Origin of the sequence: Pseudanabaena sp. UWO310, assembly GCF_006861605.1 — a bacterium.
Lineage (GTDB): Bacteria > Cyanobacteriota > Cyanobacteriia > Pseudanabaenales > Pseudanabaenaceae > Pseudanabaena.
In genome coordinates, this window is record NZ_SELU01000051.1 from 1 (window position 1) to 20,000 (window position 20,000).

The following is a 20,000-nucleotide window of genomic DNA, read 5'->3' on the forward strand; positions in this document are numbered from 1 at the left end:
TATATTTAGAATGCATGGGTTTGAGTCGATAAAGTCTGCTATCGACCAAATATCTCACAATATACCTGCCATGTCATCTTTACTCGTTTAATCTCTCTATTACCCATTCTTGAAACAGCCCTGCCTTAAAAAGGGGGGAGAATTAAATTCTTCCCCCTTTTTAAGGGGGATTGAGGGGGATCTCTTAGAGTTTTTGACCGCAGAAAGTAATTCTTAAATGGTTTCTAAAGTAAGTGGGCTGAATTAAATATAAAACGCTAAAACCTGCGGCGCACGCTGCGAGTGCGCCGCAGGTTTTAGATCTGGATTTTAATTATGCTGAGGTACTTAGACGCAGTGCAGTTAAACTAAGACATAAAGATCATAGATTTAGATCATAAATTACAAGGCATGGCACTTTTTACACTGCGATCGCTCAGAAAAGACTTTGGCATCAAAGAAATCCTCAAGGATGCTAGTTTTAGCCTCGATGAAGGCGACAAAGTTGGGTTGATCGGCACCAATGGATCGGGAAAGTCTACATTACTCAAAATGATTGCGGGGCTTGAGCATAGCGATGGGGGCGAACTATGGGTCAATTCCAGTGCCAAAATCATTTATTTGCCACAGCAACCAGACTTAAATGAAGAAAATACCGTATTGGAACAAGTGTTTGCCGATAGTGGCGAACAGATGGCATTAGTTAAAGAATATGAGGAGATCTCTGATAAATTGACCCACGGACATGGAGATCAGGATCGCTTACTGGAGCAGCTATCGCGGGTTTCCGAACGGATGGATCTAACGGGCGCATGGGATTTGGAAACCAATGCCAAAATCGTCTTAACCAAATTAGGAATTGACGATCTTGAAGCGAAAATCGGTAGCCTTTCTGGGGGATATCGCAAACGGATTGCGATCGCCTCCGCCTTACTCTCTGCTCCCGATGTTTTATTAATGGACGAGCCAACTAACCACCTTGATGCGCTCTCTGTGGAATGGTTGCAAAGCTACCTTAATCGCTATCGTGGTGCATTATTACTGATTACCCACGATCGCTATTTTCTGGATAAAGTTACCAATCGGATTATTGAAATTGATCGCGGCGATTTGTATTCCTATGCAGGTAACTATTCCTATTATTTAGAAAAAAAAGCCGAAGCTGAAGAGTCCGCATTGAGTACACAACGCAAACATGCTGGACTATTGCGACGAGAATTGGAATGGCTCAAAAAAGGGCCTAAGGCGAGAAGCACTAAACAAAAAGCTCGCATCGATCGCGCCCATGCCCTGCAAGCAACTGAATTCAAACAGGCTAACGCGAAAGTTGATATCACTACCGCAGGGCGGCGCATCGGCAAAAAAGTAGTCGAACTAGATCGCATTGGTAAATCCTACGGCGATCGCACTTTAATTAAGGGCTTTTCCTATAACTTTACTCCCGAAGACCGCATCGGCATTATTGGTAGCAATGGCGCTGGCAAGTCCACCTTGATGAATATTGTCACGGGACGTTTGCAGCCCGACGAAGGAACTGTCGAAATTGGTACAACCATCCATTTCGGCTACTTCGATCAGCATTCGGATGATCTCGCCGAACATGGCAATCAGCGAGTAATTGACTATCTGAAGGATGTTTCGGAATTAGTCAAAACTGCCGATGGTAGCGTGATTACAGCTTCGCAAATGTTAGAGCGCTTTCTGTTTCCTCCCAATCAGCAGTATGCACCAATTAATAAACTCTCTGGAGGGGAAAAGCGACGTTTATTTCTATTAAAAGTATTGATGGCAGCTCCGAATGTCTTAATTCTTGACGAACCGACCAATGATCTCGATGTTCAGACCCTCGCAGTTTTAGAAGAATATCTTGAAGATTTTAACGGCTGTGTGATTGTGGTTTCCCACGATCGCTATTTTCTCGACCGTACTGTGGATATGGTGTTTTCCTTTGAGAAGGCTGGAGAAGTCCGTCTATATCCTGGCAATTATTCGGTTTACTTGGAATATAAAAAAGATGAAGTGGAGGCCGAGAAGGATGCTAATGTCACCAAAGAACTATCGCATAAAGCTGCCAAAGAGCAAAAAACGAATAATTCAGTTCCATCCAAACCATTAACTCCTTCAACGACGGAAGTCGTTAAGCCCAAACCCGAGATCAAAAAAGCATCACAACTTTCCTATAAAGAAAAACGTGAGTACGAATCGCTAGAAGCAAAGATCCCCAAACTGGAAGAAGAAAAAAGCCAAGTGGAGAAAAAACTTTATCATAATCCTCCCAGCGGACATCAAGAACTACAAAAGCTGTCCGACCGTTTAGCTGAGTTAACCCAAGAAATTGATCGATCAACCGAGCGATGGCTCGAACTCGCCGAACGAATTTAGCTGCTATATTCTTATTAGTTTAGTAGCTTCGCCCATAACATTGTAGTGATGAAACCCGCTCAATCTGACCAGACGATATCTAGTGATTCAACTAGTCGTTCAAATTGGAATCTATCTCGATTTGGTTTGGATTTTAAAAATTATCGCTGGTGGATGGAGATGCTCTGCATCGCGATCGCCTATTTTGTGGTGTCTAGGATCACGGCTAATACAATTATTGCTAAAAGTATTGGACCATCTCCCGTTTGGCCTGGAGCGGGGGTAATTGTGGGATTGCTTTTAGTTTGGGGGCGATCGCGCTGGTTGGGTGTTTTCTTAGGGGCGTTGTATCTCAATTCCCACCGTAGTGGGCTTTCAATTCAAGCAATGTTCACCGCTTCAGGTTCGACCATTGGCTCCTTAATCACAGTCTCTTTGATTTTGCACCTCACGGGTACAAATTATCCCTTCAAGCAGGTTCGCCATGTAGTTATCTTCTCCCTATGCTCGTTATTTAGTGGGACAGTGCTTCAGACGATCACAGGAGTCACTAGCTATATGTTGCTGGGGATGTATATCAAGGGCGGATTTTGGAGCTTTTTCTGGCCTTGGTGGATTGGGGATTCGGTGGGGGTTCTCCTCTTTGCGCCCTTAGTATTGGCATGGTTGCGATCGCTTCAGGATAGTGCCATCCCATCTTGGCGAAGTTGGGAAGTCTTAACAGCTATAACGAGTCTGATTGGCGTTGCTTATTTTTCCTTTTATGACAGTCAACCGATCGAATACCTATTATTACCCCCATTACTATGGTCGGCTTTTCGGTTTGGGGCAAAGTTAACAACTTTACTGGTGATGCTTGTGGGGATGACCGCCTCAGTCGCCACAGCCTATAAGTATGGGATTTTTTACAAGGCCATGGAACAGGGAGATTCCCTGCTACTTTTACAAATTTTCATGGGCGTAATTGCCGTCGCAACCATGGCAGTTCTCGCGATCGTCGCTGAAAACCGTAAAGCCAATCTCCGTTTGCAAATGGCTAATGCCGACTTAGAGCAGAGGGTCTTAGATCGCACCAGAGAGCTGCGCCAGAGCGAAACCAAGGCCTTAGAACTAGCTGCCAAGGCTGAAGCTGCCAATCAGGCTAAAAGTACTTTTATTGCCAATATGAGCCACGAACTGCGATCGCCATTAAATGCAGTGATCGGCTTTTCGCAGCTCATGATGCGGACGAACGACCTACCAAGGGAACATTATGAAAATGTCAGTATTATCAATCGCAGTGGTGATTATTTATTGACATTAATCAATAATATTCTTGATCTATCGAAAATTGAAGCGGGTAAGACAACGCTCAATACGCAAAATTGCGATTTGTACTATCTCCTTGAAGATTTGGAGGATATGCTCCAACTAAGGGCGACCAATGCGGGAATAGAGTTGATTTTTGTGAAAGATGATCGGGTGCCGCGTTTTATCCGTATTGATGAAGTTAAGCTCCGCCAAATTTTAATTAATTTACTTGGCAATGCCATCAAATTTACGAAAATGGGGAATGTCAAGCTGCTCGTTACAACTGTCGATGTTGCCGAACAAGAATGTACTTTAAATTTTAGCGTTCGGGATACAGGGGTGGGGATTGCCCCTGAAGAGTTGTCAGATTTATTTGTTTCGTTTTCTCAAGCTCAAGCGGGAAAGGAAAAACAAGAAGGGACAGGACTAGGCTTATCCATTAGTCAAAGGTTTGTCCAATTAATGGGCGGAGAGATTACCGTGGCTAGCGAACTTGGTCAAGGTACGACCTTTCAATTCCAAATTCCCATACAGTTGGGTAGAGAATCGCTCGCCGATGCTAATCCCAAAATGCGGACTTTAGCCCTTGCCCCCGATCAACCCACCTACAAAATTTTAGTTGTCGATGATAAACCCATTAATTGCCAACTATTGATTAAGCTATTGCAACCGATGGGCTTTGAGGTGCAAGAGGCGAGTAACGGACAAGAAGCGATCGCTATTTGGGATCGCTGGGAACCGCATCTGATCTGGATGGATATGCGAATGCCGATCATGGATGGATATGAAGCCACAAAACATATTAAGTCCACCCTTAAAGGGAATGCCACGGCTGTAATTGCCCTCACTGCTAGTGTTTTAGAAGAAGAAAAGGCTATCCTGCTTTCGGCTGGGTGTGATGACTTCATTCGCAAGCCCTTTAGCGAACAGATGATTTTTGATACCCTTGCGAAACATCTTGGCGTACGCTATTTATACGAACAGGTTCCCACCCATGCCCAAGAGCTAGAATCTTCTTCCCTAGAGATAAACTTAAATTCTGAAAATTTAAAAATCATGTCCGAAAGCTGGGTTATGCAGTTATACAAAGCAGCGATGGAAGCGGACAAAAATATTGTGATTGGCTTAATCGATCAAATTCCCGAAGAAGAAATTTCCCTAGCGCGATCGCTAACTAAACTAGCCCGTAATTTCCAGTTTGAGAAATTAATCGACCTCACCGAGCCTGTCATATTTACATACAAACAATAGTTCTTTGTGTTCTAATTAAAATAAATAAAAATAGTTTATAGAATCATTTAATCTCAATATTTCTATGAATTATATAGATTAGATTCAGGTTTAAGTCGCAATATTAATTCATGATCTACAATCCTTCTCTTGAACTAACAGGCAATATCCTCCTAGTAGATGATCTCCCTGAAAATTTACAACTACTGAGCGACCTATTGCTTACGCTTGGCTATAACGTTCGTAGTGTTACTAGTGGGCGGATGGCTCTGAAAACAGCGAAGGTAAAACGTCCCGATCTGATCCTATTGGATATCAAAATGCCAGAGATGGATGGCTATCAGGTTTGTCAAGCCTTGAAGGAAGACGAAGATTTACGGGATATTCCTGTGATTTTTATTAGTGCGTTAGATGATGTTTTTGATAAGGTAAAGGCTTTTTGGTCTGGTGGCGTTGATTACATTAGCAAACCGTTTCAGAGAGAGGAGGTTGTAGTGAGGCTAGAAAATCAACTCACGATTCAACGTCAGAAGCGTTTTTTACAAGATGAAATTGCCAGACATAAAGAGACTGAGGAGATGTTATATCAGTCTAGAGCTTTAGTTACTAGCGTTTTAAATAGCGTGTCCGATGGCATCGCGGCATTACAGGCGGTGCGCGATCCGACGACGGGTGACATTATGGACTTTCGCTGTCTCGTTTTAAATCCGATGATTGCCCGATTTTTCGATCGCAGCCGCGAAGACTTGATCGGTAAACTTGTTGTTAGAAGATTTTTAGAAAAATTTAATCGCAAACTATTTGAAAAACTTGTGAACGTGGTGGAGACTGGCGCTTCGATGGATGAGGAGATCTACTATCCCCTCCATCCTCCAGGGTGGTATCAGATCATAGCGGTCAAATTAGGAGATGGTTTTACGGTCACGATCAGAGATATTACATTGAGAAAGAAATCAGATATCGATACGCAATCGCATAACTAATACCAAAAAAAATGGCTACGCCATTTTTAGTTTTTCAAACCCTTACTAGGTTTGGTTTTTAATCCACAAAAGTATTGTCAACGTCAGTTTGGGTTAAGCTGGCAAATTTTAAAAGCCCAAAAGTAAAAGCCTTGCTACGCAAGGCTTTTACTTTTGGGCTTTGAGAAAGGGTTTGCATCGCAAACCCTTTCTCAAAGCCCGTTTCAATTTATCCCGAACTCATGCTATTGTCACACTTTCGTGAAAAACCAAAAGAAAGGAAAAGATGAGTGGTGACGCGAAGCGTCACCACTCATCTTTTCCTTTTTAAGAATCTTGCTTGCCAACGGAATAATTAATGGCATAGCTCCAACTTAACAAGCGCAACCATAGGCGAGGATTAGTCGGTTCGAGCCAAGTTTGAGAACTACGCAAAATCTGCGGCAACCATCTACCCAAAAGCGCATTAGTTAACGAACTGCGGGTAAATGCACCATAACTAGATAACCATTTCAGCAAGTCTTGTATCCCAGCCATTTCCAAAATCCAGAGAATTAACTGAGGATTTTTAAAAGCGGCAATGAGAGCAAGACGATTAAACATGAGCCATCCCAGACGATCTTTGATAAAGCGATCGCTAACAGGTTGTGGCTCATCGGCAAGCAATCCAAAGAAAGTATTTAGCATCGAGTTCACTCGCTCAGGGGGCAAATGCATTCCCGTCGGAACCATCATTCCTTTTGAGAATAGCCATGTGACCGCAATATTGCTTTGATAGGCATTAATTTGGCTCAGATCATCGGCTTTTAATAAATCATGCTTGAGAGCCGTATCCAGTAAAGTCGCAAGACGGGGCAAATTGCGCACGAGGGAACCAAAGCCTGTAAAGACTAGGGGTGATTGTAAGGAAGCGGCATCACCGATCGCTAGAATTCGATCAAAGGCACATTTCTTAGAATTTTCATTGAGGCTGTAATGTCCCGTAATATAGCCAAAGGTCGCCTTCTTCCAAGTTAGTTTCTCCAGATCACAACGACGATATTCAGGCAAAATCGTGAAGAAGTCCTCATACATTTCCAGTAATGATCCCGGATTATCAGGATGGACTTGGTGATAATGGAATAGATAAATCGTCAGTTCATCTTTCTCGGCTGGGAATAATTCCCAAATCAATTGTCTGCCGCGCGAAATATCGCCATGACTAAACAGAACATCGCCATACTTTGAATCCCATACATGTTTATCAAAACCTTCGAGAACTGCGCCCACAGTCGGACAGACGCTATCAAAGGCTTGACCTGCATTGAGTTGCTGGGCGATCGCTGAAGCCGATCCCATCGCATCAATTACTAAGCGCGAATTGAGAATTACCTCGGCATCGGTTTCCAGATTCTTTGCGAAAATAGTCGCACCATGATCGTTAATTACGACTTTCTGGAATTCAGTGCGATCGCAAATTACTGCGCCATACTGATGTAATTTTTTGCTACAAATTTCTAACAAACGATTAGTATCGATCGCAATATTTAAAACCGTAGGCGTATGCAGCACTTTAGCTTTTAGGTGCGCTGGATTATTGCTATCAAAAAACTTATTAAAGCCATCGACATATTCCGCTGTGATCATCGCTTCAAATTCTTCTTTAGTGAAGAGTCCAAAGTTGATGAGATTCTGAAATTCGGCGCGAGAAATATTCCATTCCCGATTCATTCGCCCAAAGGGAATGCGTTCCACTAAGCAAACGCGATAGCCTAACTTTGCCATCATCGCCGCATGGATTGCGCCCAATGCTCCGCCCAGATAAACGATGTCATAGATTAAATCTGGGTTGACATCTGGCTTTACAGAATTAGCTTGTGAATCCTCAAAAATTACCTGTTTGGGAGTTTCAGGATTCTTCACACTTTCCCGCCAACGCTTTTCCCACCAGTAGACGCGATTGAGATCATATTCGCCATTGGGAATCCGTTGAAAGAATTTAACCGTAAGCGGATATTCCTCAGCAAGGGCTTCAAAAATTGATTGATCAGGTGCGATCGCAGGAGGCTGTTTAAACTCATAGGGAAAGGCAAGTCGCGCTGCTTTCGTTAAATGATCGAGAAAATCCTTTTCGCCATCCATCACCTCATCCGACCAGCGAAATATTTTTAGATAAGTCGTGCGCTGCAATGTCCAGATAAATACTGATAATTGCGCGATCGCTCCTGAACGATTTTGGCAATCGAGGATAAAGCCATGCTTAGCAACGGATTTTTTCCCAAAGGGGGGTTGGTACTCAGTCTGGAGCCATGTTTTCACGGCTGCAACTTGAGGTGTCGGGATCTCGATGTAAAGTAACTGCTGCATGGCTAAATCATTATCTTCAGTGTTCTCATTTTGGCATATAGGCGATACTAAATAAGCGTCAGCTACATTGTAAAGGCTCTAAGCATTCTGAAACTAATCCCTTAAACTAATCATTGAGGCTTTGCAAAATACTCTCAACCAATTTGTAAACACGAGTACCTAATTGTGAAGTCCAGTATCCATTTAGGTTTAAATCAAGACTTCGCGATCGCTCAATTGCGCTTTTGACATTAGGTTTGTAAGCCAAGACATCCAAATTACTCTTATTGTAGCTTCCTAAAATATTTCTAAGTCTTATTTCAAAATCTTTGCAAGTCCTATCTTCGGGGAGTAAATCTCCAAAATGTAAGCATAGCCAAATTTCAAAGCATGGATTACTAATAGCTAATTGATATCCTTTTTGCCTAGCTTGAGGACAAACAGCGATTAATTGATCCTTTTTGACCCAGCGATCTACGTCAAGTACTAGCCAAAATTCATCTTCCTCATCAAAGTCATATAAATCCTTGAATTTATCCAGACGCTCCAGCACATATTCAGGTGCAGACTTGTTATCATCTCCAGTAGCTAATATTTCTACTTTGACTTTACGGCTACCGAACATTTCAAAATATTGTTTTTCAGTATCTTTACCTTCAGTTGCTATGACAAATAATTTTGCACTTCGGCGATCGTGTTTACGGTCTAAAAGTTTTGTACGGTTTATCTTCCTCATAGCTTCGATCAACTTACCGCACTAGATGAAGCCTCTTCATATTCAAACCATCCCAATTTTTTGGGATCACCAAAAAAGGGAATAGAACCAAAACGACCATTCAAATAACCTTTTTCAACCTTAAGATCGGGTCTAACTTTGAATTCTGCCAAAGAATAGCAATCTGATATTCCATTTTTATTTTTTTCAACAAACCATATCTCATCACGTCTCAATAGGTCTAAATCTAATAAATTAGTATCATGAGTTGTAAAAATAAGTTGATTCCCCGTAGATCTATAATTTATTGCAGACTCTACAAAACGTCTAGACAAAAGTGGATGTAATCGTCTATCTAACTCATCAATAAATACAACTTTTTCTACATCTTTTCCTAAAATATACAGAGAGGGAATCAAATTAATTAGGCGCTGTGTCCCTTCTGATTCTTCATCCATAGAAAAATCAATCAAATCTCCATTCTCGTGACGATGACTAGTTTTTAGTTGAGTTAAATTAACCAGACCATTTTTGTCTTTAAATAACAGAAAACGTCCACCTTGAGAGTTCTCAACTGTTGTGACTGAATTTTCTTCTAGTTCCTCAAGAATACTATCCCTAAAGCCTTTGGACATAGTGGGAAAATGATTGTCGAAATCTAGTTCAACCATATCAGTTGATATTGCTTCAATACCTGTTCCAGCAAAAACAAGGAATTTGCTCAGAAAATCTGTAAAGGAATCATCTACAGCCACCCCAACCTCTAAATTTTTGAAATTTGATTCAGCAGGTACAATCATGAGTACATTTTTAAACCAGTTAAAAACTGGCATCAAAATCTCAATCCTGCGATCAATTGCTTCTGTTAAAAAAAGTTGGTTTGGTCTTGTCCCTGTAGCAATAAATTTTAAATTAAGATGTCGGTTGGAATCTTTACCTTTAGTCGCACTTCTTCCCTTAAGTATTATGCCGAACTCAACGCTTGTCTCTTTCTTTGAAGAAGTAGAAGTAAATCGTTCAAAATACATTACCTCTTTTTTTTTGCCTTTAGGAATGCCATGAAGCCATTCTTCAATAATTTGTTCTTTGTTTAATATAAATCCGTAAGAATATTGAGAACCTAGATGAGTAAAAATAAACTCGAACTTACTAGCTTCTTTATCATAATCACCCAGCTTAAATGTAGTTACAGAAATAGATTGATTGCTTCGAGTACCTTTAACAACTAGGCTTTTTACAAAACTCATAGCTTTAATAAGATTTGATTTGCCTGCAGCATTAGCTCCATAAATAGCCGCAATTGGCAATACAGAACGACCTTCTCCTGCTTCATTTTGAGCAAGATGATCACTATGCTGATTATCACTATTAACTGCCACCATACTAAAAGTCACTTCATCTCTGAAGGACAAAAAGTTTTCTATGGTGAATTGAATTAGCATTTTTTAATCAAGCATATTTAGAATTTTGCTTGATTATAGTTTATATGGTTCCTCCAAATGACAATTTAGGAGAAAAAATCTCCTAAATTGTCATTTGGAGGGGTATTTCTTATGAAGTTACTACCACTTAGGGTTTGACAATTAAAATACCGTAGGCATCGGGATTGAGGTATTTGCGAGCGGCGGCTTGGATGTCCTCTTTGGTGATGGATTTAATTAAATCGGGATAGTTTAAAGCCGAATCTAGTGAACCGACAATGCGATCGTAATAGCCATAGATGCCCGCACGTTCTTTGGGGGACTCATTGCCAAAGATAAAGCGATTGGTAACTTGAGTACGGATCTTGGCTAGTTCCTCATCGGTGACAGGAACTTCGTGGAGTTGGCGAATATGCTCGCGAATTGCTTGCTCGACGATCGCTACATCTTCGATATTTAACTTAGCAAACACTTGAAAAGTACCTTGCCAACGCATTGCCGAATTACTGACAGAGATGCGATCAACGATCCGCCGATTTTCGCGTAAGTCTTGTACCATGCGCGATGTGCGTCCGCTCCCCAGAATATTGGCAAGAATGCTCAGAGGATAGGTTTCTGATATTTCCTTCAAACCAGCAACCCGCCATGTCATGCTCAATCTAGCTTGTTTGAGGCTTGTGTCTGTTACTTCACGCCGCACGATTTCTGTAAATGGCTTTTCTGGCGTAAAAGTTGTTTTCGGCTTGAGTTTTGTCTGGGGCTTGGCTTTAGCCTTGGAGCTATCAGCGATGGTCTTCTCTTCGTTTTGTTGCTCAAAGTAATTGGCAATTACGCCGATCGCCTCACTAACTGGTAAATTACCAACAACAGCGATCGTCATATTTTGGGGCACGTACCATTGCCGATGAAACGATCGCATTTGCTCGGAAGTGACTTTTTCAATTACATCAACAGGCCCAAGTACCGCTCGACGGTAGGGTAAACTTTCGTAGGCTAATTCGGAAATATGGCGATAGATTCGGCGATCGGGATTGTCCTCACTGCGCCGAATTTCCTCTAGTACCACATGCCTTTCGCGCTGAAATTCATCATCGGGAATACTTGCCTTGAGGACAATATCTAGCTGCAATGGTGCAAGCTTGGCAAAATCATGGGGAGCTACATTGATATAAAAATGCGTGTAATCTTGACTGGTAGCAGCATTGGTATTGCCCCCGTGGGATTCGATCTCTCGCTCAAATTCACCAAGCCCAAGGCGCTCGCTGCCTTTGAACACCATATGCTCTAAAAAATGGGCCATTCCGTTAATGTTATCGCTCTCAACAGCCGAACCAACATCAACCCAAATACTAAGATTGACTGCATCAATGGGAACTTGCTCGGCAATAACTCTGATCCCGTTGGGCAGAATATATTGAGTTGGTTCCTGAGAAACTACTTGGGTAGCTAGATCGTTGAGAGCACGATCTGGAGCAGCTACATCTAACCGACGCGGAACGACGATCGCTGTCATGGCAAATTTGTTTTTTACTAAATTTTTGACTAAAAAGCAGGATGGCAGGAAATTAAGGTTTTTGTATGTATAAATTTTAGGATTGAGATGGGCGGTACATTGTACCGCCCATCTCAAATGTTATGAAAAGATGACAAACTAAGGAGGTTTTAAGCGAAGTTAAAACCCATATTAAAATTTTACAAACCCGTTCGAGCTGAGGGAAATACCTATTTGAAAATATATCTCAATAATTTTAATTTAAAAAACTAATTAAAAATTAATTAATAGCTACATTTTCTCTAGGGCTTGTAACTTGTAATAGGCTTCGCGCAGAGGCAAGCTTGATGTATTTTCTAGCATAGCAGCAAAATCATAGGATTCTTGGTAAGCAAGTCGTGCTTTTGGCAGATTACCAAAAGATAGGTATAGATCCCCCAGATATCTTTGGATGATAGCCGCTGTTTCTTGATCGCCCATCACTAAAGCTAAGCTGGAACGATTTTGCAATAGTTCTTCAATACGATAGAAGTTTGGTACTTCGAGATAGGCTGCAATAAGGCGATCGCTGGCGACGGACATCAATGGGTAGTTACGATGTTGGCGAGCGAGGGTGAGGGCATTGCCGTAATCTGCGATCGCCGACTTGTAATCATCTAAAGCCATCCGACTATCGCCACTGTGAATGTAGACATAGCCTTCGCCAATGGGCTCGCGAATTGGATATTGCTTGATGGAGGCGTAGTAAAGCTTGATTGCCGCTAGATGATCGCCGTAACGCCCTGCAATTAATCCCTTGTTATTTAGAGCGATCGCCGTATTTAGTCCCTGATCGTTTTGCTCGGACAGGGCGAGAGTAGTTTTATTGAGCTTGGCAACGGGCTCTACATCGCTTTGATTGATGGTCAAACTTGTCAAATTATTCGCGGATTCAATAATCGCTTCCTTGTCCTGCAAGGTATTGCCATAGCCAATTCTTTTGATGAGTGTATCTTGAGCCGCTTTATTGGCTCCGATCATTTCATAGGCATCGCTTACTCTCGCCAAGGTATAGGAAATTGCGGCTTGGTCGTTGACTTGACGGTAATAACCGATCGCATAAAGCCAAGTTTTAATCGCCTCGCGGGGTTTTCCATTCTTCAGTTCGTCGTAACCGCGATCGAGCAAGCGATCGGCTTCATCTCTGACAGATCGATTTTCTGGGTTGACTGTTGCTTGCTGAGCTTGAGTTGGCATCGGCACGACGATCGCCCCCACAAAGGCAGCGAGAATTGTTGCGCCAATATTAGCAATTGACATTTTCTGACGCTTTCTATACATATCCCTACATCCTCACCAAAAGGTGCACACATTGTAGCGACTAAAAAGCAGTTTTTTCTAGAATTTTTCTGACTTTCTACAACTTTCTATGACTTTTTCTGACAATTTATCCAAAGCCATAATTATCTATAAGTAGCTAGGCGCAATTAGATATAAAGCCCCAGAGGCTGTAGCGCACGCTGCGCGTGTGCTACAGCCTCTAGGGCTTTATATCTATTCCCTAAGAAGAGAGGGTTTAGCGTTTCTTTTTCCCCTTTGCCGTGATCGTTTCAGACTGGGCAATTTCCGCATCTAGTATGGTTTGCCCAGTGGCCGCGAGAAATACATCATCCAAACTAGGACGCGATTGAGACAGGCTGAAGACGCTAATATCAACCGCTGCCAACATATTTTGAATTTCGCTAATGGCATTGGCCTCGGGGGTGACGAATAAGTTAACGGCATTCCCCTGCGCTGAATTAATTGTAATGCTCTGGACGATGGGGAGCTGTTGCAAAATCTTCTGGGCATGTTCAGCCTCATGACGCTCCGCAAACTCGCGAATCCTGATGGTGATGCGATCGCCACCTACCTTAGCTTTTAATTCGTTAGTCGTACCTTCGGCAATAATTTTGCCCCTATCGATAATGGCAACGCGATCCGCAAGCGCATCAATTTCTTCGAGATAGTGGCTGCTGATCAGTACCGTTACCCCCGATGCGCGTAATTTTCGCAAGAACTCCCAAATTGCGATCCGACTTTGGATATCTAGCCCCACGGTTGGCTCGTCAAGGACTAATACTGAGGGTTGATGTAATAAACCTGCGGCAAGATCTAGACGCTTTTTCAGTCCGCCTGAATAGGTTCCCGATAGTTTATCTGCGTAGGGTTCTAACTGTAATAAATCCAATACGCTGTCAATGCGATCGCGAATTTGTCTGGGAGGGATGTGATATAAAGCCGCCTGAAACGCCAATAGTTCTCTTCCTGTCAAAACTTTATCGAGAGCTACCTCCTGCGCCACGTAGCCCAATTGGTTGCGAATTGCTCTTACTTCCCTTACCCCAGCAACTTCGATCAAGCCTGAATCTGGTGCAGTCAGAGTACAAAGGCAACGCATCGTTGTCGTTTTACCTGCCCCATTAGGGCCCAGCAGACCATAGATTTGCCCCTGCGTAACATTTAGAGAAATTCCATCTACGGCAACAGTCTCGCCATAAGCTTTCTTGAGGTTTTCAATTCGTACTGCCTGCATGGATTTATCTAAAATATTGATTTCTATCTAAATTATTCTATCTAAATTAGTAGTTCGGCATAAAAAAGCTGAAACCAGAGAGCGTACCATCCGCTACGCGGGCGGTACGCTCGTCTAGGTTTTAAGTTTACTTATGCTTAGCTACTTAATCATTTTAACCGTGACGTTCTTAAAACGGCAATAAAATCTTCAGTTTTTTTCGCGATCGCTACTTAAAAGAGTTTTTCAATATTTATGAGGCTCCTTTTTATTGTTTCAAGAGCAGAGAATATCACAAACAAGAAAACTGCCTTATAAAAGCTCGGCGAAATCCTATTATTTCGTATGATTATTTCTGTTTTGAACTACTTGAATATCGTACTCCCGATAATTTATTGGGGATCGCGACAAAAGCAAACTTGTTTTCTAAGTTTTCTGGAACGCTTAATACTTTTGAAATCATCAAACTTATCCCATGATGCCGCGATTTTACATGACAGCCCTAAATGATTCGTGAAAGGTTATATAACTTACTAGCTATGCATCCTGAAGTGCAAAGTCTTCAATTGATTTGGCGATCCCCAGCTATATATGCGTCGCAATATATTATGTCGAAATGTATTTTTAAGTTAACTTTGATTTCATTCTTGAATATGGTTTTGAATACAAATCTATTATTTTATTAACGGGGATTTCGAGCGAATTAAATTTACCAGTTTGAGCTACCAGTTTAAGTCAATCCAATAGGTGTATTTGCTAAGTTTAATATAGGGGTAAGAAGAAGATTATGCTAACAATGAATCGTACTTTGGACGAAAAAATTGCCGTTATTGATCGCGTTTATCTGAACGATAGCGATATTTACAACTTAGAGCGTTTTGCTAGTGGTTTTTCCCTACGAGTCAAGACTTACAATCTGCTCCGCGATCGCGCTGATGAAATCACAATTCGCGCACTGCAACTCTTGGCTCAGCAGTATCCTGAATTGGTTCAAAAACAATTGCAACGCTGCAAATATGACATGTCAAATATGATTCGCTATGCATCACTAGCTGTTTTGCGTGATGACGAACTATTTTTCCGTGAAGCTTTGATGGATTGGTTGGCAAATATTATTAATTCCTATCAAATTGCGAAGGAATGTTCTACGGCTTATCGTCTGTTGCAAACCGTTATTGATGAGAGACTACCCGCAGAATGTGCAGCCTTGGTAAAGCCCTATTCCGATATGGCTGTCTCCTCATTGCTCAATGCCTAATGCTTAAGTGATAGCAATTTCCTGAAGTGAGCCAACACTTCAGGAAATTAAAAAACAAACCCAGTGAGGTTTTGAGATTTCCAAAATGGCAACGCCATTTTGGAAATTACTATCAGATCGGCGTTTCAAGAGAACGCCCTCATAATTTTTATGTTGCAGTATTCTCACAAGTTTTAGTTTTTTGGAGAAGATGCTATGGATACCCATGCCCCCACCACCATCGATCGCAAATCTACAGAAATAGAGCGTCAGGCGGCGCTACATCAAATCTATACCCAAGTGCTAGAACGTCAGCCCTATGAGTACGAGCGTAGAGCAATTGCCAAGATTGAGAAAGAATTCCTTAAAGGAAAACTAGGCGTTCGACATTTCATTGGCGAATTCATCATGTCATCGGTCTATCTCAACAATTTTTATGTGGGCTGCTCGAATCTTAAATTTGTAGAATTTAGTTTTAAGCATCTCCTTGGTAGAGCGATCAAAGGACATGAAGAGATCGCCAAGTATATCAATTTGTTGATGATGGAAGGTGTAGCTGCTTTTTTTAACGAAATTCTTGGCTCTGAAGAATATCGCAAGGCCTTTGGAGGGTTCACGATTCCCCATGCGCGGGAGATCAATTTCTACGAGTCACCTCGCAACTACCTGCAAACAAATCTCTTGCAGCATGAACATTTTGGTCAAAGAGGAAAAGTAATTCCTACGATTTACTGGCAAGAACTAAAAATGGACTGCGAAACGGGGACTTGTGTGATGCCAGATGCAAAAATTGAGGAACATCAGATGCCTCAATCTGTTAGAGAATCTAAGGGAAAAGCCGCCGTTTCTCAGGAGTTAACTGAGGAGATTGAAGAGCTTTTACAGATGCTTCAACATAGTGACGCTAGACAGGTCTTACAGAATATGAACGAGAATCAACGGGAGCTACTTCGTAATTTAGCTAAGTAATTTAGCTAAGTAATACCAATTCCCAAAATGGCGTTGCCATTTTGGGAATCTCAAAACCTTATACAAAATCACAAAATGGCTACGCCATTTTGTGATTTTAAAACCCTTACTGGGTTTGGTTTGCAATTTCCAAAAGTGTAGCCACACTTTTGGAAATTGATATTACTGGGTTTGGTGTTTAATTCACAAAATTGTTGCCACACTTTCGTGAATTAGTATAATTAAAAACTAAAACCAGAGAGAGTAACGCCCGCGTAGAGAGCGTTACTCTCTCTGGTTTTAGCTACTTAGCTGAGTTTGTAAGGTCTAGGAAAATAAAAGTTTAAGAAGAATTTATCGATTTAATAAACTTCGCTTAACCTGATTGTGTCGAGAAACACATAGGATAGCAAATGTGTACCTCACGCTGATATGACATATACGTTCTCAAGCTTCGATCTTAACTCCACAAACTCTGTAACTGACTGGCGGCGATCGCTCGAAGAAATTTATCGCGGTCGCACCATGCACACTTACAAAAGTGGTCAAATTATCCCCATGTATCCCCATGAAGTGTGGGTAGTTTGTCGCGGAGTTGTCCAATTAAATACTTTGCATCCCTCTGGCGATGAAGTTCTAGTCGGATTTGCAGTACAAGCAATGCCCTTCGGCTTGCCCCTGACGAACTTAGAACCCTACCAAGCGATCGCTCTATCAGATGTTGACTTGATGCGGTTTACGCTGATCGAACTCGAGCAGTCTCCGCAACTTTATCAGGGGATTTTGCAGCATCTCAATCGCCGACTTCAGCAAACTGAGGCTTTATTGGCTCTCGTAAGTAATAAGCGAGTTGAAGAACGTCTCCGCCAAATTTTACTTTTGCTTAAACAAGAAGTAGGAGTAACGGTTGATGAGGGAACTCGGTTAACTGTGCGTCTTACCCATCAGCATCTTGCCAGTGCGATTAGCAGTACCCGTGTCACGGTAACTAGAGCAATGAAATTGTTACAGGACGAAGGCTGGCTCAAAGTTGATCGCGATCGGCATATCATTTTAGTTTAGAAACTTAGTCTAATACCGATTCCCAAAATGGCAACGCCATTTTGGGAATCTCAAAATCTTACTGGGTCTGTTTTTTAATTCACTGAAGTATTGTCACACTTTCGTGAATTGGCATATAAACCTAAAACCAAAGGTAGTACCAGCCGTGTAGCGGCTAGTACTCACTCTAGAAATAATAAAGCCTTGCTCAGCAAGGCTTTATTATTTCTAGAGGTATTATTTACTACTTCTTGAGAATAGTAACGACAAGAGCAGTACCATCGGTTACGGGCTTGACACCTTCTGGATAGGCAATTTCACTGACGTGAACGCCTTTACCAATATCGAGCCCAGTGATATCGATTTCAAAGCTCTCAGGGACATTAGTAGGGGCGCAAGCTACACGAACGTAGTTCTTGATTGTATCTACAGAGCCACCGCCAACTTTTACACCGACAGGTACGCCAACGAAGTGGAGAGGAATGTCTACTTCAATTTTTGACTGGGACTCGATCGCAAAAAAGCTGAGGTGATAAATCGAATTCTTGTAGGGATGATTTTGCACTTCACGCAATAATGTTTTGCCTTTGAAGTCACCGTCAGTTACATTTACTTCGATTAATGTGTTATTAATCGTCGCTTCCCGTAACAAAGTAGTTGCTTCTTTAGCATCTAAAGCGATCGAAATCGACTCAGCCCCTTTATGTCCATATACAGTGGCAGGGATTTGACCATCACGACGAAGTGCGCGATTGTTTGCGGGTGGACGGGTGGTAGCGTTGATTTGTAATTGCATTTTTTTGTAACTTTATGATTGCTTAATGGCTTTTAGCCGCTAGTGATGAGCTATTGGCTTTTAATTTGTAGTGGTCATTACCTAGATTTAACCCAGAAGCTAAAAGCTAAAAGCTAAAAGCTAAAAGTTAAATCTAAGCTTTCAACAAACCACGTTTTGGTCCATGGATTGGGTCTTCCACGATGATCGTTTGCCCTCGGCTTGCGCCTAGGGAGATAATTGCGATCGGAGTTCCTGTCAAATCGGCAAGGAACTTAAGATAGTCCTTTGCCTCTGAGGGTAACTCCTCGACGGTTTTACATTCACTAGTCGATCGCCGCCATCCTGGCAAAGTCTCGTAGATGGGGATCGCCCTAGCAAAGGCGCGTGCATCACTGGGGAAATCGCGCACGACTTGACCATCTAGTTCATAGGCAATACAGACCTTGATTTCTTCGAGATCATCGAGTACGTCAAGTTTGGTAACAGCGAGACAATCAAGTCCATTAATGCGAACCGCATAGCGACCGATTACGCCATCAAACCAACCACAACGGCGCTTGCGTCCCGTGGTTGTGCCAAATTCGGCTCCACGCTCACCGATCTGGTTGCCAATCTCATCATGGAGCTCGGTGGGGAAGGGACCTTCGCCAACGCGAGTTGTATATGCTTTGGCAACGCCGATGACGCGATCGATGGAAGTTGGTCCCACTCCTGCACCAATACAGGCTCCGCCTGCAACGGGATTGGATGAAGTGACGTAGGGATAGGTGCCATGATCGAGATCCAGCAATGTGCCCTGTGCGCCTTCAAACAAAATATTGCGTCTCTCACGGATTGCTGCATCAATTTTGAGGGATGCATCAACTACATGAGGACGGAGGCGATCCGCATAGCCACGATATTCGGCAATAATTGCTTCAGCATCGAGCGGTTCTAAATTATAGAGCTTTTGTAAAACAATGTTTTTTTGCTCGATCGCCCAACGCAGCTTTTTCGCTATGCGTTTCTCGTCCATTAAGTCAATGATCCGAATGCCAACCCGCTCAGATTTGTCAGCGTAGGTTGGACCAATTCCTCGTCCCGTAGTACCAATCTTGTGTTCGGCTCGCTGATCCTCGGAGGCGCGATCTAGAACACGGTGATAAGGCATGGTCACATGGGCGGTTTCCGCAATAAAGAGGTTATCCGTTGATATACCCAAATCTTTGAGTCGATCCACTTCTTCTAGAAGCACCTTCGGATCGATCACTGTGCCACTGGCAATGATGCATTCCGTTTTGGGATACAGGATTCCCGAAGGAATCAGGTGTAGCTTAAAGGTGCGATCGTTGACGACGACCGTATGTCCTGCATTATTACCGCCTTGGTAGCGAACAACGACATCTGCGGAGCGGCTCAGCAAATCGGTGATTTTGCCTTTACCTTCATCACCCCACTGTGCCCCAATAACAATTACATTAGCCAAGAGTCTTGCTGCTCAATAAAATCTCACAATCGTTTATTATTGCAAAAGATTGCATTGTTTGTCAATGTCTTGAACGAGCTTTTTTAGCCTTAGCAATACCTAGTTTTTTCATTGAAGGATTAGAGATTGCGGCGCGAAGTGCCGCAATCTCTAATCCTTCAATGGGAAGGGATTATCTATCTAGATTGAATGATAGATGATCGATTAATGGGCGATGCATAGT

14 protein-coding genes are annotated in these 20,000 nt (G+C 42.3%); 6 read left to right on the forward strand and 8 right to left on the reverse strand.

What is annotated here, in order from left to right; translation table 11 throughout:
• The first annotated feature begins 390 nt into the window (after nt 1-390).
• The 3 genes from PseudUWO310_RS16115 to PseudUWO310_RS16125 all read left to right on the forward strand — a co-directional run bounded on the left by PseudUWO310_RS16115 (nt 391) and on the right by PseudUWO310_RS16125 (nt 5,843).
• Nucleotides 391-2,361 (forward strand): ABC-F family ATP-binding cassette domain-containing protein, encoded by a 1,971-nt coding sequence (locus PseudUWO310_RS16115; RefSeq protein WP_142603063.1) that lies wholly within the window; start codon nt 391-393, stop codon nt 2,359-2,361.
• A gap of 48 nt (nt 2,362-2,409) precedes the next feature.
• Nucleotides 2,410-4,881 (forward strand): MASE1 domain-containing protein, encoded by a 2,472-nt coding sequence (locus PseudUWO310_RS16120; protein WP_142603065.1) that lies wholly within the window; start codon nt 2,410-2,412, stop codon nt 4,879-4,881.
• Between the two features lie 110 nt (nt 4,882-4,991).
• The gene (locus PseudUWO310_RS16125) at nt 4,992-5,843 is read left to right on the forward strand and encodes a response regulator (RefSeq protein ID WP_055076982.1); all 852 of its coding nucleotides are present in this window, start codon (nt 4,992-4,994) and stop codon (nt 5,841-5,843) included.
• A 306-nt stretch (nt 5,844-6,149) separates the two neighbouring features.
• On the opposite strand, the gene PseudUWO310_RS16130 is transcribed toward PseudUWO310_RS16125, so the two are convergent.
• The 6 genes from PseudUWO310_RS16130 to PseudUWO310_RS16155 all read right to left on the reverse strand — a co-directional run bounded on the left by PseudUWO310_RS16130 (nt 6,150) and on the right by PseudUWO310_RS16155 (nt 14,329).
• Nucleotides 6,150-8,168 carry an FAD-dependent monooxygenase gene (locus tag PseudUWO310_RS16130; RefSeq protein WP_142603067.1) on the reverse strand — a complete coding sequence of 673 codons (2,019 nt, stop codon included), beginning with the start codon at nt 8,166-8,168 and terminating at the stop codon, nt 6,150-6,152.
• A 106-nt stretch (nt 8,169-8,274) separates the two neighbouring features.
• Nucleotides 8,275-8,895 carry an RloB family protein gene (locus PseudUWO310_RS16135; RefSeq protein WP_223805701.1) on the reverse strand — a complete coding sequence of 207 codons (621 nt, stop codon included), beginning with the start codon at nt 8,893-8,895 and terminating at the stop codon, nt 8,275-8,277.
• Nucleotides 8,892-10,304, reverse strand: a complete 1,413-nt coding sequence (locus tag PseudUWO310_RS16140) for an AAA family ATPase (RefSeq protein WP_142603069.1) — start codon at nt 10,302-10,304, stop codon at nt 8,892-8,894. The genes PseudUWO310_RS16135 and PseudUWO310_RS16140 overlap by 4 nt, the downstream gene beginning before the upstream one ends.
• Before the next feature lie 127 nt (nt 10,305-10,431).
• Nucleotides 10,432-11,796, reverse strand: a complete 1,365-nt coding sequence (locus PseudUWO310_RS16145) for a M16 family metallopeptidase (protein ID WP_223805702.1) — start codon at nt 11,794-11,796, stop codon at nt 10,432-10,434.
• A gap of 270 nt (nt 11,797-12,066) precedes the next feature.
• The gene (locus tag PseudUWO310_RS16150) at nt 12,067-13,095 is read right to left on the reverse strand and encodes a hypothetical protein (RefSeq protein ID WP_190316055.1); all 1,029 of its coding nucleotides are present in this window, start codon (nt 13,093-13,095) and stop codon (nt 12,067-12,069) included.
• 235 nt (nt 13,096-13,330) lie between these two features.
• On the reverse strand, nt 13,331-14,329 hold the full coding sequence (locus PseudUWO310_RS16155; protein WP_142603073.1) for an ATP-binding cassette domain-containing protein: 999 nt from the start codon (nt 14,327-14,329) through the stop codon (nt 13,331-13,333).
• Between the two features lie 775 nt (nt 14,330-15,104).
• Here PseudUWO310_RS16155 and PseudUWO310_RS16160 point away from each other — a divergent pair.
• The 3 genes from PseudUWO310_RS16160 to PseudUWO310_RS16170 all read left to right on the forward strand — a co-directional run bounded on the left by PseudUWO310_RS16160 (nt 15,105) and on the right by PseudUWO310_RS16170 (nt 17,555).
• A complete protein-coding gene (locus PseudUWO310_RS16160; RefSeq protein ID WP_223805703.1) occupies nt 15,105-15,566 on the forward strand; it encodes a phycocyanin in 462 nt (153 codons plus the stop codon).
• 195 nt (nt 15,567-15,761) lie between these two features.
• Nucleotides 15,762-16,514, forward strand: a complete 753-nt coding sequence (locus tag PseudUWO310_RS16165; RefSeq protein ID WP_142603078.1) for a phycobilisome rod-core linker polypeptide — start codon at nt 15,762-15,764, stop codon at nt 16,512-16,514.
• A 411-nt stretch (nt 16,515-16,925) separates the two neighbouring features.
• Nucleotides 16,926-17,555, forward strand: a complete 630-nt coding sequence (locus PseudUWO310_RS16170; protein WP_009629817.1) for a Crp/Fnr family transcriptional regulator — start codon at nt 16,926-16,928, stop codon at nt 17,553-17,555.
• 223 nt (nt 17,556-17,778) lie between these two features.
• On the opposite strand, the gene PseudUWO310_RS16175 is transcribed toward PseudUWO310_RS16170, so the two are convergent.
• Both PseudUWO310_RS16175 and PseudUWO310_RS16180 read right to left on the reverse strand, forming a co-directional pair.
• Nucleotides 17,779-18,330 carry a 50S ribosomal protein L25/general stress protein Ctc gene (locus PseudUWO310_RS16175; RefSeq protein ID WP_009629218.1) on the reverse strand — a complete coding sequence of 184 codons (552 nt, stop codon included), beginning with the start codon at nt 18,328-18,330 and terminating at the stop codon, nt 17,779-17,781.
• A 133-nt stretch (nt 18,331-18,463) separates the two neighbouring features.
• Nucleotides 18,464-19,777 (reverse strand): adenylosuccinate synthase, encoded by a 1,314-nt coding sequence (locus PseudUWO310_RS16180; protein WP_142603080.1) that lies wholly within the window; start codon nt 19,775-19,777, stop codon nt 18,464-18,466.
• Nucleotides 19,778-20,000: the final 223 nt, after the last annotated feature.